This is a genomic window from Rheinheimera sp. UJ51 (assembly GCF_020819615.1).
Taxonomy (GTDB): domain Bacteria; phylum Pseudomonadota; class Gammaproteobacteria; order Enterobacterales; family Alteromonadaceae; genus Alishewanella; species Alishewanella maricola.
This window is the reverse complement of record NZ_JAJHOG010000002.1, coordinates 117255-138956: the sequence shown is the minus strand read 5'-3', so window position 1 is coordinate 138956 and position 21702 is coordinate 117255. Positions and strand designations below refer to the sequence as shown.

The window sequence follows — 21702 nt, the reverse complement described above, 5'->3', positions numbered from 1 at the left end:
AGCACAAGAAGTTAGCTTAAGCAAACATGACCACCTACACTACCCTGGCCGCGCCGGTTGAGCATCGGCTCACTGAAAAGAACAGTGATTTTCTGACCTTTTTGCAGCCGGTCACTGATCGTGAGATCGCCTTGCAGTGGCTACAGCATTATCGTGAACGCTACAAAGATGCTAATCACGTATGCTGGGCCTATATTATTGGCAATACTCGCCAGCCTTTAACCCAAGCCTTTAGTGATGATGGCGAGCCCAGCGGCACCGCCGGTAAACCGATGTTGCATGTACTAACTGAGCGCGAATTAGGTAATACCTTGGCCGTAGTCGTGCGCTATTTTGGTGGGGTGAAACTGGGTGCGGGTGGCCTGGTGCGCGCTTACTCGGCTGCGGTGTCGCAAGCCGCTAATTTAGCTGAGTTAACCACTGTTAGCCCGCAAAGCGAGTTAACCGTTCGGGTTAGTTTCGCCGCTGAAGCCCGCTTGCGACAAATGCTACAGCAATACGGCGGTGAAGTCTTAGCGATTCGGTATCAACAACAAGTGGAGATCAGTATTCGCCTACCCGAGCAGGCCGAGGATGAGTTTATGCAACAACTGAATAATCTGACCGCCGGCCAAGCGCAGATCATCACCCCCTCTTGCAGCAAGTAACCTTTGTGGATTCCACACTCGCCCCTGACGCGCATTCATGCTGCATTGCTCAGATCGGTTAAAACGCTAGCTAAAAAGATAACACCCGTTATAGCGCCAGCAACCTAGCTAACCTTTCAAATAAAAATAAATTGTTTACACTATTTAATTAATTGTGTATCAATATGACTAAACATCACCTACCTCGTTAAAAATTCAAACTGCTTCGGCTGTTTTTAAAGGATTATTTATGAAGAAGTTTTTGATAAGCCTGCTACTTTACTCACTGAGTTTTTTAATGCTGGCACAAGCTCCTAACCTGGAGTTTTCAGCAACCAACATTAATACACCAAATGGCTGGTTCGTTAATGGTAGTGAGCCAAACCTCTTAAGTGACCAACATCCCACGCAAACCGCGCAAAGTTTACGCCTGAGCCGAGCCAAACCCACCACCAAGGATGACTATGCGTTTGCAATGATGCAAATACCCTTTAGTTATATTGGCAAGACGCTGACCTTAAAGGGGTGGATTAAAACGGAACCTGCTACTGAAAATGGCAGCCCTGCACTTTGGATCAGGCTAAACGGCAATGGCAACGCACTGGCTTTTGCAAATACGGCAGAGAGCCCCGTTAAGGTGAGCCAAAACTGGCAGCAGGTTGAACTATCAATAGATGTGGTAGCAGAGGCAGAAAGTCTTAGCTTTGGTGTTTTTTTAAGTGATGTAGGTGAAGCTTATTTTGCCGATCTGCAGTTAACGCTTGATGGCATCCCCATAGCACAAGCTAAGCAGCGTGTTTTTGTAGCAAACGCATCGCACGAATTTGAACAGGAATCTGGCATTCGCATCACTAATCTAACCAGCACACAGCAGCATAACTTAGCGGCATTAGGGAAAGTCTGGGGCTTTATAAAATATTTTCATCCAGAATCGGCAAAAGGCAATGTCAGTATGGATGCTGAGTTATTTCGCTTGTTGCCCCAAGTACTCTCTGTATCTGCTCAAGGTAAGGATCAAATATTGCTTGATTGGATCAAGGCACTTGGCGAAATAACACCTTGTCAGCAATGCAAAAATCATCAAGATGCCGCATTAATTCATCCTGCACAGTTCTGGCAAAGTTGGGGCTTATCCGCTGAACTGAACCAGCAACTCGCCACAATTTATGCCACCGATATTCCACAGCCACATTACTGGGTAAAAAAAGCAGCTGGTGTTGGCAATCCCACTTTTAATGAAAAAGTATACCCTGATATCAACTACCAAGATTCCGGCTTTAGGTTACTCACCTTATACCGACTATGGAATATCATTCAATACTACTCACCCTACCGTGATTTAACAGAACAGCCTTGGGAAAAGGTTTTACAGGATGCGATACCGGCAATGCTGCTGGCAAAAACAGAACTAGAGTATCAGCTGGCATTATCCCAAGTAATTTATGCCATACATGATACGCATACCCAGTTAAAGCTTAATAATGCGAACCTGATAACGAACTATGTTGGTGGCAAAAGGCCGCCTGTAGACGTGCGCTTTGTTGAGCAGCAAGCGGTTGTCTACAAAGTTTATCAGAACGCACCAGACATTAAGGTAGGCGATATCATTACTCAAATTAATGGTCAGCCGGTTAGTGAGCGCTTAGCCTATTTACAACCGTTGGCGGCAGCTTCAAATGAACCTACCCGCCTAATGAAAATGTCTAGTTTGTTGCTTAATAGCAACGAGGAGCAATTAACCGTAAAGGTGTTACGAGGGACAAAAGAACTAACAATACCATTACCATTGTTGGCGAGAAATGCGATTAAGCGCCAATACTATTATAACGAGCATGGTGACACAGCCTATCAGCGACTGAGCCCTGAGATTGGCTATATCCGCTTAGATAAAATGGCTGATGTAGATGTCGATACCATGATGCAAGAACTTGCTGACACCAAAGGGCTGGTGATCGATATTCGTAACTATCCATCACAGTTTGTGGTTTTTAATCTTGGCCGCCATCTTTATCCAAAGCCTTTCGAGTTTGTACGCTTTACTAATATGCAAGCGGATCATCCAGGCAAGTTTACTTGGACACCAGCATTAAGTGTTGGCGAAACTAACCCAAACTATTACCAAGGTAAAATAGCGATCTTAATTAACGAGCATAGCCAAAGCCAATCTGAATATACCTCGATGGCTTTACGTGGTGCGCCTAAAGCCAAGGTGTTTGGCAGCACCACCGCAGGGGCAGATGGGAATATATCGCATATTCCTCTGCCAGGTGGTCATTCAACATGGTTAAGCGGTATTGGCGTATTTTATCCAGATAAAACCCCAACACAGCGGATTGGCATTGTGTCTGATGTTGAAGTGAAACCCACTATTGCAGGGATAGCCGCAGGCCGCGATGAAGTACTGGAACAAGCGCTGCTGTACTTAAAAGCGAATTAACACCGCCAGTACAGGCAAAGTCCAGAGCAAATCGGCAGTAAATAGCGCGCTGCTGTTTTGCTTTTGCACCCAAAGCCCTATGCCGCTTGCTGCCGTGCTGCGGTTTAAATAACCATTCCACACCATGGATGCACGAATGAGTAGACTACCCCAGCTTGATATGATCCGCGGCTTTGCTGTGCTTGGCCTGATTTTGATGAATATCTATGCCTTTGCGCTGCCGCCGCCTTACTCCCATAGCCTGCATTGGTCCGAAGGTGTCAGCTCGCTGGATACGCTGCTGTTTAGTGTGCAAACGCTGCTGTTGCAAGGTCGTTTTTTAACGCTATTTAATTTGTTGTTTGGTGTCAGTTTATGGCTTATTTACCAACGCTATGGCATCGCCTATGTAAAACGCCGATTATACTGGCTGGCGCTGTTTGGTTTACTGCATGGCTGGCTATTGTGGTTTGGCGACATTTTACTGTGGTATGCGTTAGCCGGGCTTTTTATGCTTTACCGCGGCTACCTAGCGTTAGATAGTGCAGCGCTCTGGCGTAAAGCACGCCAGTTTTTTGTGCTTGGCTTGTTGCTACCGGTATTCTATGCCGGTTATCTCTGGTTTGACCCGACCGTAATCACCCCGATGGACAGCGATGAACTGCTAAGACAACAGCAATTATGGACCGGGCCTTATCTTGCACAAGTTATCGAAAACATCAGCTTCAGCGGCTATTACGCCATATCTTATCTACTGTCGATGTTCTGGTATAGCCTGGCTTTAATGTTATCGGGGATCGCGCTATTTAAGACACAATGGTTTCAGCGAGGCTTTAGCCCTGTGGTCACTGCTGGATTATTTGCCGTTGGTTTGTTATTAAGTGCCAGCATTGTTTATTTGGATTATCGGACTGATTATTTTTACGATCTGAATACCGCCCTGCCCTGGAGTTACTTAGCCGAAGTATTGATGGCACTGAGCTTTGCAAGTGCGCTGATCCATCTAAAACAGCAGCCCCTGTTACAGCGTTGGTTAATTCCCTGTGGCCGCTTGGCCTTTAGCCTATATCTTACCCAAACCGTTTTAATGGTGCTGCTATTTCGCGTGCTGCGCCCCGACTGGTTCGCCAGCTTAGACAGGTTAGCCTTAACCGCGATTGCCTTGGGCATGATAGCCTTGCAATTGCTGCTCAGCCGCTGGTATCTGCAACGTTTTCAACAAGGGCCGCTTGAATTACTGTGGCGGCATTTAAGCAAACAACCCGCCGCGGTGGCGAGTGCTGGTAATTATCATCATTCCATGGATAATAACGGCCAATAATTGAAAACGACAGCGCCTGCAGTAGGCGCTGACAGGAAATGCTTATGTCACAATTACTTCGTATTGTGCTGATCCATACCCACCTGCCCGGTGTGGTCGAATTACAGTTGGATCAACACACCAATATTTGTGGTACCAATGCCTCAGGCAAAACCACCTTACAACGCTTAGTGCCGGTATTTTATGGTGAGCAGCCCAACCGCGTAGTACCGAAAACCCGTAAAAAATTCGATGAATTTTACCTGCCGTTTTCTAACAGCTACTTAATTTATGAATATCAGCGCGAGAGCGGTGATATTTGCCAAGTGGTACTGACCCGGAAAAGCGAAGGCGGTGTTGACTATCGCTTAGTGGCCGCGGCTTATCAAAGCGACTTTTACCTGACTCAAAGCGATGAAGGCGTAAAAGCACTCAGTTACAGCGATTGGGCCAGTGCCATGCGCGCTCGGCCGGATGTGCAAGTGTCAGCCAAAATCAGTGCCACCAGCGAGTACCGCAGTATTATTCAAAATGATGCGGCGGCATTGCGTGGTAACAACGCCGATAGCGTAAAGCTAAGGCGTTTAGCCGCAACCTTTAGCTTGGTTAGCAGTGGCCATAAATTACGCCACATTGAAAAGCTGGTGAGTGCCGTGCATGCCAAAGAAGGCAAAATGGACACGCTAAAAGCCATGCTGGCCGCTATTTTTGAGGAAGATGGCGTTACCTTACCTACCACTAAGGTTAAAAACACCAAGGCGCGCGAGTGGATCCAGCAAATGCGTCAGTCGATGCGGTTGGACAAGCTACAACAAGATTTTGAACGCTTAAAGCAATTAGCACTGCAGTTAGATGGCGCCGAAGGGCAGCTCAGTGCATTGTTACCGTTGTTACAACAAGATGAGCAACAGCAGAAACTGCGTAAGGCCGATGCCGAACAGCAGGTTAATCAGTTACGAGGTGAACTGCTGGTGTTAAAAGAACACTTTAATGCACAGCAACTTGAACACAATGGCAAACTGAGTAAAACCGAAGCCGATTTGCATGAAACCAGTGCGCGTTTAGATCAGTTACAACAGCGTTTCGATGATTATGACGCCAAAGATATGCCTAAGCTGCAACGCGATACTGATGCACTGCCCCTGTGGCGCGACACCTTGCAAGAAGTGGTCGAGCAGTATCAATTAATGGTGGAACAGCATGGTGATTTAGAACGGCAGTTAGAACAGCGTAAAGCCAAACTGGCCGAAGCGTTTAATCGCTTAAGTGAGCAGCATCGTGCCAAAGCGCGGCAATTGCAGCAGCAAAAAGACCAGACGCGAGAGCAGCAAGAAAACAAACTGGCGCTACTCGAGCAAAGCTTTCAAAGCCGCTTACAACAAGCCCAACAACAATTTGCGGACCAACTGACGCAACTGAGCAGTACCATTGCCGTACTCCAAAGCCAGTTGAATACTTCCCCCCTCACCGAAGCTGAACACGATGAATTGCGTGCGGCCGAACTGCGTTTAGAACAAGCCCAGCAGCAAGCCCAGCAGCAAGCTCGGCAACTCCAGCAGTTGCAACAACAGCATCAAAAGGCTCGGCAAGAGCGTGAACAGGCTAATCAGCAGTTAGAGCAAAGCCGCAAGGGGCTGCATAGCGCCGAGCAACAATTACAGCAACTCAACCGACAACTGACACCGGAACAAGGAAGTTTGCGCCACTACTTGCGCTTGCACTATAACGGCTGGGAGCAAAAGCTAGGCAAGGTGATCGATGAGCGCTTATTAGAACGCCAAGACTTACAGCCGCATTTGGCGGAATTGAGCGACAGCCTCTATGGTTTAAAGGTCGATCTCAGCGCCATTGACACCCCCGATTATGCACAAGATGAAGCGGCCATTCGCCATCGTATTCAAACGGCGGAGCAACAGCTACAACAAGCCCAGGCCAACAAGCTGCAAGCCGAAAAGCTTTTAAAAGAGCGTTTCGAACAGGCCGAGCTGTGTCGTGCTCAAGTGGAGCAAGCCGAGTGGCAACTCACTCAATCTGAGCAAAACATTGACTATGCCCGTGACGCTCGCAATCGTTTACAAGCACAGCAACGCGAATTAACCAAACAACGGCAAAGCAGTGTGCGCGACACGTTGCAAAGCCAGCAGCAACAACTGGAAAAATTAAAGCAGCAGCAACAAGCTGATTTAGGCGCGCTAAAAGAAGATCATCAAAGCCAAAAGCTTGAATTAAAAACCGACTGGCAAGCAGAGTTATACGTTTTTGATGAACAAATTGACGAATTAGAGCGTCAACTTGAGCACAAACGCGACGATAACAAAAATCAAATTAAAGACCTGCAACAAGCCTTTAATGAAGAGTTATCGGCAAAAGGCATTGATCCGCGTCGTTTAACTGAGCTGAAGCAAAAACAAGATCAGCTAAAAACTGACATCAAAGCCACAGAGAATCGTCATGATGAACTGAATAATTGGCAAAAATTTATGGCGCTGGATTGGCAGCAATTACGGCCCCAGTTGCTCGCTCAAGAAACCGAATTAAAACAACAACAACGCAGCGGTAAACAAGCTTTAGAGCAGTTAAAAGCAGAATACAGTGCTCGCCAAAAGCAGCTAGAAGAACAAAAACGCCAGCAACAAGAGTTGATGAGCCAAGCAGAACAGTTACTTAACCAATTAAAACCGGTACTCACTAAACTGCAAGAACTGCATTTAGCCAGTATTACCCCTGCAACCATGGCACCGTCTGCCGACAGTGTTGAGCGCTTAGCTCGCGCCAATGAAGCCTTAGAGCAGCGTAGCAAATTGGATAGCGCTTTAAAATTTGCCTTCGAGCAGTTTGAAACCGTGCTGAGCAAAGATGCTGGCCCAGAGTTTTTAGACCGGCTCGAGCATGAGAAACGCAAATTGCCGGATTACGCCGGTAAACGCCAACAACTGCCTATTTTGCAAAACCTGCTAGAAATCTTAAAAGGTGCGCAACAGCAATTACTTGAAATGGGCGAGAACATTGGCGGCGATTTAAAGAAATTCTTCACGGTGTTTAGTGATATTAACCGCCGTATTGCGCTGCAAAGCCGCCGGTTAAGTGAAGCGGTGGCGGATGATCTGGTACTAGAAGGCATTAGCCGCTCTGAAGTACGTATTTTATCAACTATCGACGAGTTGGGCTTTTGGCAGCCATTGAAACAGTTCGCCAAATTGTATGATGAATGGGCGGCGTCAGGTAAGGCTTTGCCATCAGAACATTATTTGAATGCCTTAGCTGATGTAGTCGATTTACTGCGCGCTGACGAGCAATACAGCATCGAATCGCTGCTCAGGTTAGAGCTACATTTAAGCGAAGGGGGCTCGGAATTAGTCATTAAAAACGATCGGCAACTGCTGGAATCGTCTAGTCATGGTATGGCTTACCTGATTTTATGTAAGTACTTATTGGCGTTCACCCGTCTCTTACGTGGCGAAGCTAAAGTGATGATCCATTGGCCGATTGATGAAATTGGCACCTTGGCCTACCACAACGTCGAAAAACTGTTTGCGGCCTGTAGCAGCAACGATATTGTCATTGTGGGAGCTTTCCCTAATCCAGAATCCGACGTGTTAATGCTGTTTCAACATCGCTATTTAATTGAGCCGAGCCAACAAGATCCAAGCCAGCGCCAGCTTAAACGCATTCAGCCGAAAGTCAGTCGTTTAGCCGAGCGATTAGCCCAGAAACAGCAGGAGGTAAGCTAATGTTACAACATGGACCTTTATTAGAGCGCCTGCTGGCCGGTGATTTTATTTGTCAGATCACTGATGAAGATGCTTATCGGCATTTAAGCCAAGAACAAACGCAGCAAGAGATTAACCATTATTTACGCCCACTGAATCGCCGCTTAGTCAGTAACGATGATCACAGTGTGTATTTCTTAGGGTTTCATGAGCTAACTAAAGAGGCACGTGAACACTTAAGCAGCCAATTTTCTTTAACCGTACAATCTTTGCTGCCGTTATTAGAGTGGCTACAACTGGTGCAAGAAACCTTAGGCCGCGACAGTGCGCTGACCGCTGGTGATACGATTAAATTGCAAGAGTTTGTGCTGCGCACCGAAGATAACCAAAGCTTGCGCCAGCGTTTAAATACGCTTGCCAGCGATCGCTTTTTTAATAGCCAAAGCGAGCAGTTAGATAACCAGGTTAAACTGATTTTCCGCCGCTTAAAAGAGCACGGTTACTTATTACAACCTCATGCTGAACGCCAGTACTATGTGGTTACCGGTAAAATTGATTACCTTATTGATCTCATTCGTTTTATCCGCGATGAAGAGCATTTGCCGGTTGATGACACCCCCACTCAAGAGGCGCTGATCTAATGGCGCCTTTAGAACCGGCTATCGCTTCAAACCTATTTAGCATCGGCGCTGAACGTTTAGCGTTATTGGGCAAGCATCATAAAGCCTTGATGCAAGGTTATGTCGATGGCTTTATTGACGAAAGTGCTTTTAGCGAAGGGGCGTTAAAAAAACTGATTGCTGCGCGCATCTTATGGCGCCCAGATGAACAGCAACCGTTGGCGCTGCGGCCATTAGTTAGTGAATTAATTGCCAGTATGGTGGCTGATGAAAACCGCCGTCAGATCAATGCCGACGTTGCTGAAAAGCTAGAGCAGATCCGCAACCGGGTACAAGCCTATCGTGATGCGCAGTTTAAAGGCGATTACAGCGTGGCCGAGCTACAACTGCAACGCTTAACCGAACATGTGCATGACTTAAGTGGCCAGTTTGAAGAAGCCATCGACAGCTTATGGCATCGGCTTAACAGCGACTTTGGCTTTGTCAGTAGCCTCGATGATAAAATTCGTGAAAACGAACGCGCGCAAAAACAATTACGCCGCTTGCTCGATGGTTTAGATTTACTCGACTTTCACGAACTGATTGAGTTGTCGGAAGGAAATAATCACCTGCGAAAACTGCTGGTCAGTCAATTACAAAACCAATTAAGCTCGCATCACAGCAGCTTATTAGAAGTACAAAAACGCTTGGTCGAACTGCTGGCAAAATTCCGCCAACAACAAGCCCGCTCGTTGTTAATTGCTAATATGGCCGCGTTTTTACGGCAGCACCCTAAATATCAGCCTGCCGATTATCCTCATCGCAGCGACGTGCCAAGCTTGTTCAACCAAGCTGCCAGTATTAAACCGCAAGCCGCCATTGCGCTAGATAAGGCCACAGAGCGACAAGTGCTGGCAGAATTAGTTAGAGCACTACCACGCCCAAGCAGCGTGACCATAACCGATACACAAAGCGCCAGCTTTAGCTTGCTGCTGCAAGACGAAGAAATTGCTGCGCGTCAGCAAGCGCTGAAAACGGATGTTGAAAACTTTTATCTGCGGGTGATTGATCAAGGTGGCAAGATCAGTGCCTTAGATTATCTGAGCACTCAGCAATTAACCTGGGATAGCGAGATCTGGCTGTATCAGATCATAGCCGAATATCAGGCGTTACCGCTGGATGAAAAACAGATGTTTAGCATCACACGCGAAGAAGCCCCAGCCAGTGCCTTTAACGGCCTGTTGCTGATCCGCGATATTAATATTGGTTTAAAGGCAGCCTAATGCAGGCGGCACTTGGCTTACAGGCGCTGAACTGGCTGGCACAGCTAGAGCAGCGCCTTAAGCGCGATGGTCAGGTTGCCATTAGCAGCAAGGGCAAAGTCGCTCGACAAGTTATTGCTTGGTGTATCGAGCAACAGTTACTGCCAAGCCACAGCGCCAACTTACCCGTTGTGCAGTTTAATCTGGCACTATTAGCACACATTGCCGAAGCACAACTGCAATTACAGCAAGTCTGTTTTCGCGCTAAGGTCAGTGAGCAAGATCGGCTGCAGCAAGGGGAGTACGCTAACCAAGAGCTGAAAAGTGCCGGGGCAAGCCCGCGACAAACCAGAGTATTGCTGAGGCTGAATACTGCCATCTCGCAAGCGGGGTTAACCATAGCAACCGTTGATCTTGATTGGCGTGAGCTGCAGCTAAGCGATTATGACGCCTTAGTCATCGTCGAAAACCTCGATTGTTTTTATCAGCTCACGCGCTTTCGCTTACACCACCGCTACCCAAACCCGCTGGTGATCTATCGGGGCGATAGCCACTATAGTACCGGTGGCAAAGCCCTGAACGACGCATGGCAACACACCGGCAAACCTAGCCTGTATTTTGGTGATGCCGATTTAGCGGGGTTAGCTATTGCCTTTAGTCTGAACTGCCAAAGCATCCTGTTACCTGAGTTTGCACAGTTTAAGCAATGTGCTAGCGTCGACATGCAGGCTGATCAGCAACTAAAGTATCAAGATCAGCTGTTACGCGCAGAGGTTCATCCCGCATTTAAACCCTACCAACAGCTTATTTGTCAGCAATTAAAGGGCTTGCGCCAGCAGCAAATGCAAGGCTTGGCGCTTTATGCCATCAACTTGCGCTAACACAGCGGCTTGAAAGTAAGCCGCTGCCAAAGCCGTTATGACTCTACTTTGTCGACAGGGGCTAACTTTGCTTTTGCAGCGAGCTTATGACTCAGTTTGCCCGTTACCGCCCAAGCGAGCAGAGCAAACCACGCTATCCAAGACATGCCTGCCGGAATGTTTAACAGCGCGATTTTACCCAGATGCTGCCGATTAAAAATTGCGGCTAACACGCTGGGTAAAAACCAGACGGCCAGAAACAACACACCAAAACCGACTAACCCAAGGGTGTTCATTTGTTGTAGTTCAGCGATGAAGGCATTAATGGTATCCATGGTATAACTCCTTATTTTGTGGAAGTCGCCGCGATGTCGGCGGTAGGTAAAAATTGGTTAGCCGCGTCTTGTAACGAGGCCACAGTGTGCAATTTGCCGCCTTGCACCACGCTCTGAATACGTTGTAATGCGCTTAAATCCTGCAAGGGGTTATCTGCTAACACGATAAAGTCTGCCGCATAGCCTGCACTCAACTGGCCAATCTCTTGGCCCAAACCCAAGTGGCGTGCTGCATCACTGGTGGTTAATTGCAGTACCTGCCAAGAGGTTAGGCCTGCTTGTAGATGTAATTGCATTTCACGCAATAAAAATGGGCCACTACTAACCGCATCAGTACCCAGTAATAAAGGTACACCGGCTTCATACAGGCGGCGGATCAACTCCAGTACTTTGGGTAGTTGCTGCTGTGCAGCCGCGAAATCTTGCTCGGTCCAGTTGTATACCAACATGCCCATATTGGCGCGCCAGCTTTGCCGCACATCAGGATGCAATACGCTTAGCGCATGCTCTGGATATATTTGGTTTGAATCAGCAAAGTGATAGAGCAATTCATTGAAGGTCGCCGTCAGATCCACCCGAATCTGTTTCTCAGCCAAAGTACGAAACAACCTTTGTAAGGCTGGGCTGTCAAAATCGACATACTCAAACCACTGATAAACATAGCGGGTGTCGTAGGGGTTCTTGCGCAGCGCTAAATACTCGGTACGCGCCGGTTCCGCTAACAACTCGGCACTGGTCGGTAAAGCATGCGTTAAGGCATCAATACCCAAATCGGCCGCATATTGCCAGCTCACGCCATCTAAATGCGCGATGGTTTTTAAGCCCGCCGCTTTTGCTAACTTAATACCTTGTGCCAACTCGGCTTGCGTTAAGCCCTGATATAACTTTATAACGTTAACACCGAGTGCTTGCTGCCGTGCGATCTCGGCTTGCCAACTGGCTTCAGTACTTGGATAAACTGAACCGCCAATAATGGGGGTTGGCTCAAACACTTCACCGGCGTATAGCATTCTAGGCCCTAGCCAAGCCCCCTGTTGCTGCTTGGCAACATAATGCGCATTGGCGGCCGCTTCACCAGCTGGATTAAAAATGGTGGTCACACCCGCCGCTAAGGTGGTTAAAGCATGGTACTGCGTAAGCTCTGGCGTGCCCGTCACCGCTAACACCGGTTGGCCGTTGCGCATTTCTACCCGATGCGGCCCTGCGGTCATATGCAAATGAGCATCCACCAGCCCCGGCAACACATACTGCTGCTGTAAATCGATCTGCGTGGTCGCTGCAGGTAACGCTCCTTGACCGCTTTGCACAATACGCCCGGCTTTAACTAACAACCAAGCATCACGGGTTTGTTGCTGTGTGGCCGGCTCGATGACCGTTGCATTGTGGTAAAGCAACGTATCAGCCAGCACACTTTGGCTCAGTAGTGCCGAAAAAAATAACGGCTTGATAACACCCTTTCTCATTACGCGCTCCTTTTGTTGCGTGAATCTTTTGTCGGTTATCTAATAAGTCGTGCGAGTTGAAAAAACTGTTACAAAAAAAATTATTTTTATTTTTGTAACAGTTAGCACGTTGCGGCAGACTAGAACTAAAAAATGGCTCACGCGCGATCAGGCGATGCAGCCGAATCACTTAAGGATAAGTCGCTATGGTTTTAGTAAAGCATTATGACTGTTGATCTCGCGCTGCAACTTTGGCTGCAGTATCAAGCCGCGATTAGCCGCACGTTAATGAGCTATGAAGCCGATCCGTCTTTACGCCAAGATTTGGCACAAGAAGCCTATCTGGCTTTGCACCGATCCGCAGAGAAATTAAGCCAAATAGAGAACAAACGCGCCTATTTGTTTCGAATTGTGCATAACGTAGTGGTCGACCATATCGCCGGCGCGACCCGCATGGCCTGGCAACCGTTAGAAGAGCAGCATCTAAACGAATTACAAAGCGATTGCCCCTCAGTGGCATTTTCCTCACAGCAACAAAACAATGTGTTGTTACAAGCCGTGCGGCAATTGGCACTATCCCATCGGCAAGTACTTACCTTGGCGATGGAAGATATTGATGAAAAAGAGATCGCCGATATTCTAGGCATCAGTTACGGTGCCGTGCGAGTAAGAATGAATCGCGCCAAAACGGCTTTACAGGAGATCTTGCAACATGCAACCGCCCTTTGATTTTAAGCAGCTCAGCAAAGCGTGGCAGCAACAACCCACGCAGCCACTGGCCACGGATTTACGCGCAGCCAAACGCCAGCAAAATTATCAACGTTGGCAATACTGGGCCGAACTCGCTGCTGCGGGGCTACTGCTAATATTGGGCTGCAGCCAATTGTTCGGGGAGCGAGCCCTATTAGATATGTTTCTAGCGCTCTTTTTGTTTGCTGGGGCCATCAGCATCGTACTGACCAGCGTGAGCCTGCACCGCCCTTTGCTCAATTATTCTGACTGGAGTAGCCAAGGCTTGCTGCTCTTTCGTTTAGAAAAATGCCGAACCACCGTGCGCTATTTGCGTTACAACCAATACAGTTGCTTGGCGTTGCTGTTGTTTGTGATAACACTGTGGGGCTTAGCCTGGTGGCAGCCAGCGCAAGTACCAAACATCTTGCTGCAAGTATACAGCTTCTTAGTGCTTCCAGGCTGCGCTTGGGGTTGGTGGCTATTCGGCAGGAAACGGCAACAAGCCATAGCAAAATTGCATCATTTAGAGCGCTTGTATGAGGAGCTTTATGACGCAGTATAAGGCACGGCGCTAAGGCGCAAACTAGTGCTATAACTGCCAGATAAAATGACAAGGTGTTAAGGCCTATTTTATCTTAGCGGGCAACGCCAACGTGTCTGCAAGAGCGGTTAACCCTGTTAGCGAACCTTTTGCTGATTACCTTTATTGACTGTTTTTCGGCCGTGCTAAGTTTAATATCAGGTTATGCTAACGGTTTTAGCCAATTTGTGCTTATATTAAAGTAACTTAACGCATTATTACTGACTGCCTACGCGCTGGTGATCTCTACCTTTTGTAAATGGTGAGCCAATGCGTTTGCGAAGCACAGGCTTAGATGGCGGGCCCCCCATGGCAGCGTATTTACTTGCAATCGACCAAGGTACGACGAGCTCTAGAGCCGTCCTGTTCAACTTACAAGGCCAACCGCAGGCCAGTGTCAGTGAGACGTTCGAACAACATTTTCCAAACAATGGCTGGGTAGAACATAACCCCGAAGATCTGTGGGCGTCGGTGCTGCGTTGTTGTCAACAAGTACTTGCTAAGCAACAGATCACGGCAGCCCAGGTAAAAGCCCTGGGCATTACTAATCAACGAGAAACCACGTTGGTTTGGCACAAAAGCACGGGCAAACCCCTTTACCCGGCCATCGTGTGGCAAGATCGACGCACCAGTGACTATTGTCAGCAACTATTGACCCCACGATTAGCTGACAGCATCAGCAATAAAACCGGTTTACTGCTTGACCCTTACTTTTCTGCTAGCAAAATCCGCTGGATCTTAGATAACGTGCCCGGCGCCCAACAACAAGCCGAACGCGGCGAGCTCGCTTTTGGCACGGTAGACAGTTTTTTACTCTGGCATCTCACCGCCGGCCAAGTGCATCGCACCGATGCCACCAATGCTTCCCGCACCCTGCTATTTAATATTCACAACCAGCAGTGGGACCCAGAGTTACTTGAGATCTTTGGCATCCCAGCCAGTATGCTCCCCGAAGTCATGGATAGTGCTGCCGCCTTTGGCGAAACTGACGCAGCATTATTTGGTCAGCCTATTGTGATTGGCGGTATGGCGGGGGATCAGCAAGCAGCACTGATTGGTCAAGCCTGTTTTGAACCTGGCATGGCCAAAAGCACCTATGGCACAGGCTGCTTTTTAATGCTTAACACCGGCGAAAAGCCGCTAAAATCGGCTAATAAGCTGCTGACTACCATCGCTTATCGGCTAGAGGGCAAAGTGACTTATGCTATCGAAGGCAGCATTTTTATGGCCGGAGCCACCATGCAGTGGATTGTGGAGGGCTTAAAATTATTACGCAACGCGGGCGAGAGTGAAGCCATGGTGCAACATGTACCCCATGACCATGGCGTGTTCTTAGTGCCCTCTTTCACCGGTTTAGGCGCTCCGTATTGGGATGCCAACGCCAGAGGCGCTATTCTGGGCTTAACCCGCGATACCGGTATCGATAAAATTGTCGCCGCCGCCCTACAATCTGTGGGTTATCAAACTAAAGATTTACAAAAGGCCATGGAGAAAGATGGTCTGCGCCCCAACGTGCTGCGCGTCGATGGTGGTATGGTTAAAAATAATTGGGTATTAGCTTTTTTAGCCGACATTTTAGGCGCTATTGTCGAGCGCCCAGAGAACACCGAAACCACTGCATTGGGTGCCGCTTATTTAGCAGGACTGCACTGTGGGGTTTTTAGCTCTACGACACAACTGGCCAGTTTATGGCATTGCGAACGCCGCTTTGAGCCAAGTATTAGCGCCGAAGAACGACAACAACTGTATGCAAAATGGCAACATGCGGTGGCACAGGTTCGTTTATCAAACAACGATTTAATCTCGTGAAAAGCGGATGATTCAGCAAAACCTCAGCCTAGCAATAAAACCCTATTAGCAAACAGAAGGAAGTCTATCTTGGTCATGAAAGTCGATGTGGTGGTGATTGGCGGTGGCGTAAATGGTACCGGTATTGCGCACGACGCCGCGGGGCGCGGCTTAAAGGTTTTGCTGTGCGAACAAGCCGATTTAGCCTCTGCAACCTCGTCTAAAAGCAGTAAGTTGATCCATGGCGGCTTACGTTATTTAGAGCATTTTGAGTTTAGCTTGGTCAGAAAAGCCTTAGCCGAACGAGAAATTTTACTCAAAAATGCGCCGCATATCATGTGGCCACTGACCTTTTGCTTACCCTACCAGGCCCATTTACGCCCGGTTTGGATGATTTGGTTGGGGCTGTTTCTGTACGACCATCTCACCACTCGTCGTAAATTACCGGCATCGCGCAAAGTGCATTTCGATGCCACCAGCCCGCTCGAATCAACCATCAAAGTGGGCTTTGAATATGCCGATGGCTGGGTGGACGATGCCCGCTTAGTGATCTTAAATGCCTGTGCTGCACGCTCACGAGGCGCCAGTATTTATACCCATACGCGCTGCATTCAAGCACAAAGACTGGACGATTATTGGTGTTTAACTTTACGCCATCAAGATAGCGGTGATGTGTTTACCGTGCACAGCAAAGCCGTGGTAAATGCCACCGGACCTTGGGTTAGCCAGCTGTTTAGCGAAGCTTTCGCGCAGCCTAGCCCGCAAGCTATTCGTTTGGTCAAAGGCAGTCATATTGTGGTGCCACGCTTACACTTGCAGCCACAAGCTTATATTTTGCAAAATGAAGATCAGCGTATTGTCTTTGCTATTCCTTATGAAGATCACTTCACACTGATTGGCACTACCGATGTTGAATACCAGGGTGATCCTACTGCTGCTAGCATCAGCGCAGCAGAAACAGCCTATTTATTGGCGGTGATTAATCACTATTTTAAACAAAAAATTACCGAAACGGATATTGTGCATAGTTTTTCTGGTGTGCGGCCATTGCTTGAAGATGAATCCAGTTCGGCGCAAAGCGTCACCCGTGACTATAAGTTAGCACTGGATACCGTGGATGATCGCCTACCCTTAATTTCAGTTTTTGGCGGTAAAATCACCACCTATCGCACCTTGGCTGAATCCGTAGTCGATCAACTGGCGCCTTTTTTCCCGCAACAAGGCCCTCGCTGGACTGCCGCCAGTGCCTTGCCAGGTGGTGACTTTACCGAGCAAGCCGCACTTAAACAGCATTTGCTGCAACATTACCCTTGGCTTGCGCCAAGCTTTTGCCAACGCTTGGTTCGCACCTATGGCACCTTAAGTTTTCACATACTGGCAGAAGCACAAACCGAAACCGATCTAGGCCAGCATTTCTTTGCTGATCTATGGCAAGCAGAAGTGGATTACCTGCGTAGCGTCGAATGGGCGCGCTGTGCAGAGGATATTTTATGGCGTCGCACCAAACTGGGTTTACAGGCCACACCAGAGCAAGTGCAAGCCTTAACCGATTACTTACAACATCACCCCCATCCCACAGCAACCTAGCGAGTCAAGGTACGCTAAGGGGCAACACGCGCTAACACCTTAGCCGGCTGACTCAGCGGCAGGGCGATTATCGCGGCTTCGGCTGATTGCGGAAAAATACCGGTGAGTTCGGTGAAATTGACTTGATGGGTGACTAAAACGGTCGGTTGCATGACGGTGCTGCTGGCAAAATACGAAATTAACGCTGTGGTTTGCTGTTGACGACTGCCGCGACCAGCGAAAAAAGAATTGAGTATCGGTAATGGCTTAACCTCGCCTACCGCCATATAGGATGCGGTGTCTAAACAACGACACCACTGACTGCTATAAATGCTAATCGGGGCAGTAGTACGTTGCCGCAAACGTTGCCCCCAAACCACCGCCTGCTGCTGACCTTGGCTATTGAGGTTACGCTGCGTACTGCAATCTGCCAGCTGAAAATTAGCTGGATCGCCAATACCTGGCGCAAGGGCATGGCGCATCACTAACAGTGCCTCACCCTTTTGCCAAGCCTGCCAAGCGGCCTCGGTATCTGCCAACAGGTTAGCACTAAACAACAGCAATATCAGCCATTTGACAAGTTTCATTAGAGTATCCTTTTCGGGGCGACACATCTTAGTTGCCAGCCATGACGCACGATGCAAAACCCTTGTTCACAACACGTGATATAGGCTACGTGATAAACCGCTAAAACGATTAATCTGAATCTATTTCGCCATTTACCGAGGCCTATAGCAACTTGAGCGAAACTCTAGCCTGTGCGGCTTGCCTTTACCCTTACGAGCTTCTACAGTAGTTTTTTTCGTTTTTAGGATGCTAATTTATGCGCGCCTTATATCTCGCAAGTTGCCTTGCGTTTCCGACATTAGCCATGGCGGCTTCGCCAGCAACAGTGCCATTTTTTCCCGATAGTCAATATCACAACGATGTTGTCTCAATTGAGCAACGCTTAGGGCATGCGCTGGGCGAACGCATTTCAGCGCCAGCTGAGATTTTAAGTTATTTTGAAACCCTGGCCAGCAGTTACCCAGAGCGCATCAAATTAGTGAAGTATGGCGAAAGTTGGCAAGGTCGGCCGTTATTTTATGCGGTGATTGGTAGTGCTGATAACCTTGCCAAGTTAGACCGTTTAGAAAGCGATATGCGCCGCTTGGCCGATCCACGTAACTTAAACAAAGCCTCTGCAGATGCGCTAATTAATAGCTTACCCGCCAGTGTGTGGCTTGCCGGCGGCGTCCATGGTAACGAAATTAGCCCACCGGAAGCGCTGATGGGCCTAGCTTATCATTTACTCGCGGACCAAAGCGCTCAAACCAAAGCCATCTTGGCCAATACCCTGGTGTATATCGAGCCTATGCAAAACCCGGATGGCCGCAACCGATTTGTTAGCCGTTATTACGCCACAGTCGGTATTGCGCACTCCGCCGATCGTTTCTCAGCAGAGCAAAACGAACCTTGGCCAAATGGCCGCACCAATCATTATCTGTTTGATATGAACCGCGATTGGATCTCGCTGACCCAACCTGAAATCAAAAATCAGGTACGAGTGTTACAGCAGATGTTTCCGCTGATCTTTGTCGATTCGCATGAAATGGGCGGCGATCAAAGTTTTTACTTCAGCCCAGAAGCAGAACCTTACAACCCACTGGTCACCGGTGCACAACGTGAAAGCTTAGATTGGTTAGGGCAAAACAACGCCAAATGGTTTGATCAGCTTGGCTATGATTATTTTACTCGGGAAATTTTTGATGCCATGTATCCAGGCTACGGTGCCAGTTGGCCACTGTACTATGGCGGCATCGCCACAACCTACGAAATGGGCTCGGCCCGCGGACATAACTATCGCCGTACCGATGGCAGCATTTTAACGTATGCCGATGGCGTACAACGTAACTTTATCGCTTATATGTCTACGCTTGAAACCGCCAGTAAGCGCGCCAAAGACTTGTTGCAGCGCTTCTACAGCTATCGACAAACGTCACTCACTCAGGGTGAGAAAGATGGCATCCGCAGCTATATTTTCCCTGCCACCCGTGATGTTGCTGGCCACCAAAAATTAATGGGCGTGCTCACCCAACACGGCATTACCGTTAACCAAGCCACGGCCGATTTTCGGGCTTGTGGTAACAGTTATCAGCAAGGCGCTTACGTGGTGAACACCGCGCAGCCAACTTATCAGTTAATTCGCAATCTGCTAGATGACGATGTCAAAATGGCCGAAGCCTTTATTGCTCGCCAGCAAGACCGTCGCTCGAAAAACCTACCTGATGAAATCTATGACGTGACCGCATGGTCATTACCGCTGATGTATAACCTAGAGGTTAACCGTTGTAACCGCGCGGTTGATGTGGCCAGCATAACCGTTGGGCCAGACACCAAACTCGCTGGTAAAGTCACGGCTGCCGATGCCCGCTATGGCTATATTGTGCCTTGGGGCGATATGGCCGCGGCGCGTTTGTTAAGCCATGCGCTGCAGCAAGGTTTAACGGTTAAAAGCAGTGACTTGCCATTTACGCACAGCAATGGTGTGCGGTATCCCGCCGGCAGTTTAATTTTAAGCCATGCCGATAACCCGCAGTTAGCCACTAAAATTCAACAACTTGCACAAAGCAGCGGTGCTCATGTTACCGGTATTAATAGTAGCTGGATTAAAGATGGGCCAAATTTTGGTTCAGGCAACGTGCAAAACATCCCTAATGCCAGAGTAGCCCTGTTATGGGATGAACCCGCGAACCCACTAAGCGCCGGTAGCGCGCGCTTTATCTTAGAGCAAGGCATTGATTACCCGGTAACGGCTATTCGCCCGGCACAACTGTTACGTGCTGAACTGCGCCATTACGATGTACTGATTATGCCAGCAAGCCAAGGCAATTATAATCAAGCTTTGGGGGCGCAAGCTCAGCAAAAAATCCACGACTTTGTTAGTCGCGGTGGTGTATTAGTGGCGTTGGGTAATGCAACCGATTGGTTGATCCAAGGTGAAAAACCGTTACTGAATAGCAAACGTGAATTTAAAGTGAGTGAACAAAAGAAACCCGAAGCTGAAGCGCAAGTTGCAGGTATGCTGCTAGAAAGCCGCGAGTTGTATCAGCAACGCTTAGAAGCTTTTCAAGCGCAGCCTGATAGCGTGTCTGGCTTTTTAGCACGAGCGGAAGTAGACCAAGATCATTGGCTAACCGCCGGTGTACCCGCGAATGTGAACAGCATCTTTGTGGGTAACTTTATCTATCAGCCACTGACGCTGGCACATGGTCGTAATGTACTGACTTTCGCATCACCAGAAAAGCTTGTTGCCGGGGGTTTTGTTTGGGAAGAAAATCGCCAGCAAATTGCTCATAAACCGTTGTTAATGGTGCAAGCGCAAGGTCGTGGCCAGGTTATTGCGTTTACACAAGAGCCTAATTTCCGCGCCTATGTCGACGGCATGCACCTGTTGTATATCAACGCGGTATTCCGCGGTGCGGCGCACGCCACGCCACTGCGATAATGGTTTCAGCGTTTCATGGTTCGCTAAAAAGCGGCAGGCTGGAAAACCTGCCGCTTTTTTTGGCCCGCTACTCGGTGTATTGCTTTACCACGCGTGCTGCCAATGCGGCATTTTCTAATTTCAAGATCACCTCTTGTTTTAAGATGATCTGACCCTGCACGTTTGAATCGGCACTGATGGTTAAGGTTGCCGGTTTGTGCTTATCCTTACCAAACCAGCTAAACCAACTTTTGCGGGCAGTGCGCTCGGCATACACCAGATCGCCCTGAACTACTGAGCCTGCCAGCAAACTAACATTACCGTTTAACGTCGTTAGATTTCCGGCGATTTGGCTGCCTTCAATTTTCAAGGTGCCATTCACCGTACTAACATCGCCCGCTACGGTACTGCTGTTGATCACCATGTCGCCATTCACCGTACTCAGTTCGCCCATCACCTTGCTACCTGAGGCCAGTTTAATACTGCCATTTACTGTTGAGGCCTCTCCGGTAACCTGCGCTCGCTCTGCCAAAGTAATGCTACCATTTACCGTAGACGCCGATTGTACCTGGCTATCTTCCGCTAAATTGATGCTGCCATTCACGGTGCTCACCTCGCCCGCTATGCTGCCAGCGGCAAGTTTAATACTGCCATTCACTTTAGAAATATCTTCGATACTTTGCGGGGCAGTCTCTGCCGCCACCGCAGAAAAAGGCATAACACCGCCAACATAACAGGCAGCGAAGGTTAAGCTAACAGCAAGGGTTAAGGTGCTCAGTTTCATAAATAGTACTCGCAAATAATTAAGATAGGTTGAGCATTGCAAAAACACAGCCAACTTAATAAACCTATTAATAACAGTATCTTAAAAATAGACATCAAACTTAAGTTAGTCGTTTTCACTAGAAAATAGTCGAAAACTTTATCAAAACGGCGTTAATTCACTCGCTGTGCCAGCACCCAGCGTCACATTTTTACACCGTTAGATCTAACGGCAGCAACGCTTTCACCTGCGGTGAG

16 protein-coding genes are annotated in these 21702 nt (G+C 48.4%); 12 read left to right on the top strand and 4 right to left on the bottom strand.

Features of this window, described 5'->3' with window-relative positions; all coding sequences use genetic code 11:
* Positions 1-26 precede the first annotated feature (26 nt).
* The 7 genes from LMJ53_RS02695 to LMJ53_RS02665 all read left to right on the top strand — a co-directional run bounded on the left by LMJ53_RS02695 (position 27) and on the right by LMJ53_RS02665 (position 10794).
* Complete coding sequence (locus tag LMJ53_RS02695; protein ID WP_229584686.1) at positions 27-647, top strand: YigZ family protein; 621 nt, start codon at positions 27-29, stop codon at positions 645-647.
* Between the two features lie 229 nt (positions 648-876).
* The gene (locus tag LMJ53_RS02690; RefSeq protein WP_229584685.1) at positions 877-3063 is read left to right on the top strand and encodes a S41 family peptidase; all 2187 of its coding nucleotides are present in this window, start codon (positions 877-879) and stop codon (positions 3061-3063) included.
* A 136-nt stretch (positions 3064-3199) separates the two neighbouring features.
* A complete protein-coding gene (locus LMJ53_RS02685) occupies positions 3200-4363 on the top strand; it encodes a DUF418 domain-containing protein (protein WP_229584684.1) in 1164 nt (387 codons plus the stop codon).
* A gap of 44 nt (positions 4364-4407) precedes the next feature.
* Positions 4408-8073 carry an ATP-binding protein gene (locus tag LMJ53_RS02680; protein WP_229584683.1) on the top strand — a complete coding sequence of 1222 codons (3666 nt, stop codon included), beginning with the start codon at positions 4408-4410 and terminating at the stop codon, positions 8071-8073.
* Entirely contained in the window at positions 8073-8693 is a 621-nt protein-coding gene (locus LMJ53_RS02675; protein ID WP_226750435.1) for a hypothetical protein, read from the top strand. The genes LMJ53_RS02680 and LMJ53_RS02675 overlap by 1 nt, the downstream gene beginning before the upstream one ends.
* Positions 8693-9934, top strand: coding sequence for a hypothetical protein (locus LMJ53_RS02670; RefSeq protein WP_229584682.1), 1242 nt, complete (start codon positions 8693-8695; stop codon positions 9932-9934). The genes LMJ53_RS02675 and LMJ53_RS02670 overlap by 1 nt, the downstream gene beginning before the upstream one ends.
* Complete coding sequence (locus tag LMJ53_RS02665) at positions 9934-10794, top strand: DUF7281 domain-containing protein (RefSeq protein ID WP_229584681.1); 861 nt, start codon at positions 9934-9936, stop codon at positions 10792-10794. The genes LMJ53_RS02670 and LMJ53_RS02665 overlap by 1 nt, the downstream gene beginning before the upstream one ends.
* A 35-nt stretch (positions 10795-10829) precedes the next feature.
* Here LMJ53_RS02665 and LMJ53_RS02660 read toward each other — a convergent pair whose 3' ends face one another.
* Positions 10830-11108: a superinfection immunity protein gene (locus tag LMJ53_RS02660; RefSeq protein WP_229584680.1), complete on the bottom strand. Its 279-nt coding sequence runs from the start codon at positions 11106-11108 to the stop codon at positions 10830-10832.
* Positions 11109-11119: 11 nt separating this feature from the next.
* Positions 11120-12571 carry an amidohydrolase family protein gene (locus tag LMJ53_RS02655; protein WP_229584679.1) on the bottom strand — a complete coding sequence of 484 codons (1452 nt, stop codon included), beginning with the start codon at positions 12569-12571 and terminating at the stop codon, positions 11120-11122.
* Between the two features lie 204 nt (positions 12572-12775).
* Here LMJ53_RS02655 and LMJ53_RS02650 point away from each other — a divergent pair, with 204 nt between their 5' ends.
* From LMJ53_RS02650 to glpD, 4 genes are all read left to right on the top strand, one after another.
* Positions 12776-13279, top strand: coding sequence for an RNA polymerase sigma factor (locus LMJ53_RS02650; RefSeq protein ID WP_229584678.1), 504 nt, complete (start codon positions 12776-12778; stop codon positions 13277-13279).
* Positions 13263-13844, top strand: coding sequence for a hypothetical protein (locus LMJ53_RS02645; RefSeq protein WP_229584677.1), 582 nt, complete (start codon positions 13263-13265; stop codon positions 13842-13844). Before LMJ53_RS02650 ends, LMJ53_RS02645 begins: the two co-directional genes overlap by 17 nt.
* A 288-nt stretch (positions 13845-14132) precedes the next feature.
* Entirely contained in the window at positions 14133-15671 is a 1539-nt protein-coding gene (gene glpK / locus LMJ53_RS02640) for a glycerol kinase GlpK (protein ID WP_229584676.1), read from the top strand.
* Between the two features lie 75 nt (positions 15672-15746).
* The gene (gene glpD / locus LMJ53_RS02635; protein ID WP_229584910.1) at positions 15747-17237 is read left to right on the top strand and encodes a glycerol-3-phosphate dehydrogenase; all 1491 of its coding nucleotides are present in this window, start codon (positions 15747-15749) and stop codon (positions 17235-17237) included.
* 14 nt (positions 17238-17251) lie between these two features.
* Here the strand turns inward: glpD and LMJ53_RS02630 are convergent, their stop codons facing one another.
* On the bottom strand, positions 17252-17803 hold the full coding sequence (locus LMJ53_RS02630; RefSeq protein WP_229584675.1) for a histidine phosphatase family protein: 552 nt from the start codon (positions 17801-17803) through the stop codon (positions 17252-17254).
* Between the two features lie 236 nt (positions 17804-18039).
* On the opposite strand from LMJ53_RS02630, the gene LMJ53_RS02625 reads away from it, so the two are divergent.
* Complete coding sequence (locus tag LMJ53_RS02625; RefSeq protein ID WP_229584674.1) at positions 18040-20703, top strand: M14 family zinc carboxypeptidase; 2664 nt, start codon at positions 18040-18042, stop codon at positions 20701-20703.
* 67 nt (positions 20704-20770) lie between these two features.
* Here the strand turns inward: LMJ53_RS02625 and LMJ53_RS02620 are convergent, their stop codons facing one another.
* The gene (locus LMJ53_RS02620; RefSeq protein WP_229584673.1) at positions 20771-21466 is read right to left on the bottom strand and encodes a hypothetical protein; all 696 of its coding nucleotides are present in this window, start codon (positions 21464-21466) and stop codon (positions 20771-20773) included.
* Positions 21467-21702: the final 236 nt, after the last annotated feature.

Excerpts from the sequence above, each read along its gene's own strand:
- LMJ53_RS02695 (WP_229584686.1), top strand. The coding sequence starts at position 27 with ATGACCACCTACACTACCCTGGCCGCGCCGGTTGAGCATCGGCTCACT.
- LMJ53_RS02690 (WP_229584685.1), top strand. The coding sequence starts at position 877 with ATGAAGAAGTTTTTGATAAGCCTGCTACTTTACTCACTGAGTTTTTTA.
- LMJ53_RS02685 (WP_229584684.1), top strand. The coding sequence starts at position 3,200 with ATGAGTAGACTACCCCAGCTTGATATGATCCGCGGCTTTGCTGTGCTT.
- LMJ53_RS02680 (WP_229584683.1), top strand. The coding sequence starts at position 4,408 with ATGTCACAATTACTTCGTATTGTGCTGATCCATACCCACCTGCCCGGT.
- LMJ53_RS02675 (WP_226750435.1), top strand. The coding sequence starts at position 8,073 with ATGTTACAACATGGACCTTTATTAGAGCGCCTGCTGGCCGGTGATTTT.
- LMJ53_RS02670 (WP_229584682.1), top strand. The coding sequence starts at position 8,693 with ATGGCGCCTTTAGAACCGGCTATCGCTTCAAACCTATTTAGCATCGGC.
- LMJ53_RS02665 (WP_229584681.1), top strand. The coding sequence starts at position 9,934 with ATGCAGGCGGCACTTGGCTTACAGGCGCTGAACTGGCTGGCACAGCTA.
- LMJ53_RS02660 (WP_229584680.1), bottom strand. The coding sequence starts at position 11,108 with ATGGATACCATTAATGCCTTCATCGCTGAACTACAACAAATGAACACC.
- LMJ53_RS02655 (WP_229584679.1), bottom strand. The coding sequence starts at position 12,571 with ATGAGAAAGGGTGTTATCAAGCCGTTATTTTTTTCGGCACTACTGAGC.
- LMJ53_RS02650 (WP_229584678.1), top strand. The coding sequence starts at position 12,776 with ATGACTGTTGATCTCGCGCTGCAACTTTGGCTGCAGTATCAAGCCGCG.
- LMJ53_RS02645 (WP_229584677.1), top strand. The coding sequence starts at position 13,263 with ATGCAACCGCCCTTTGATTTTAAGCAGCTCAGCAAAGCGTGGCAGCAA.
- glpK (WP_229584676.1), top strand. The coding sequence starts at position 14,133 with ATGCGTTTGCGAAGCACAGGCTTAGATGGCGGGCCCCCCATGGCAGCG.
- glpD (WP_229584910.1), top strand. The coding sequence starts at position 15,747 with ATGAAAGTCGATGTGGTGGTGATTGGCGGTGGCGTAAATGGTACCGGT.
- LMJ53_RS02630 (WP_229584675.1), bottom strand. The coding sequence starts at position 17,803 with ATGAAACTTGTCAAATGGCTGATATTGCTGTTGTTTAGTGCTAACCTG.
- LMJ53_RS02625 (WP_229584674.1), top strand. The coding sequence starts at position 18,040 with ATGCGCGCCTTATATCTCGCAAGTTGCCTTGCGTTTCCGACATTAGCC.
- LMJ53_RS02620 (WP_229584673.1), bottom strand. The coding sequence starts at position 21,466 with ATGAAACTGAGCACCTTAACCCTTGCTGTTAGCTTAACCTTCGCTGCC.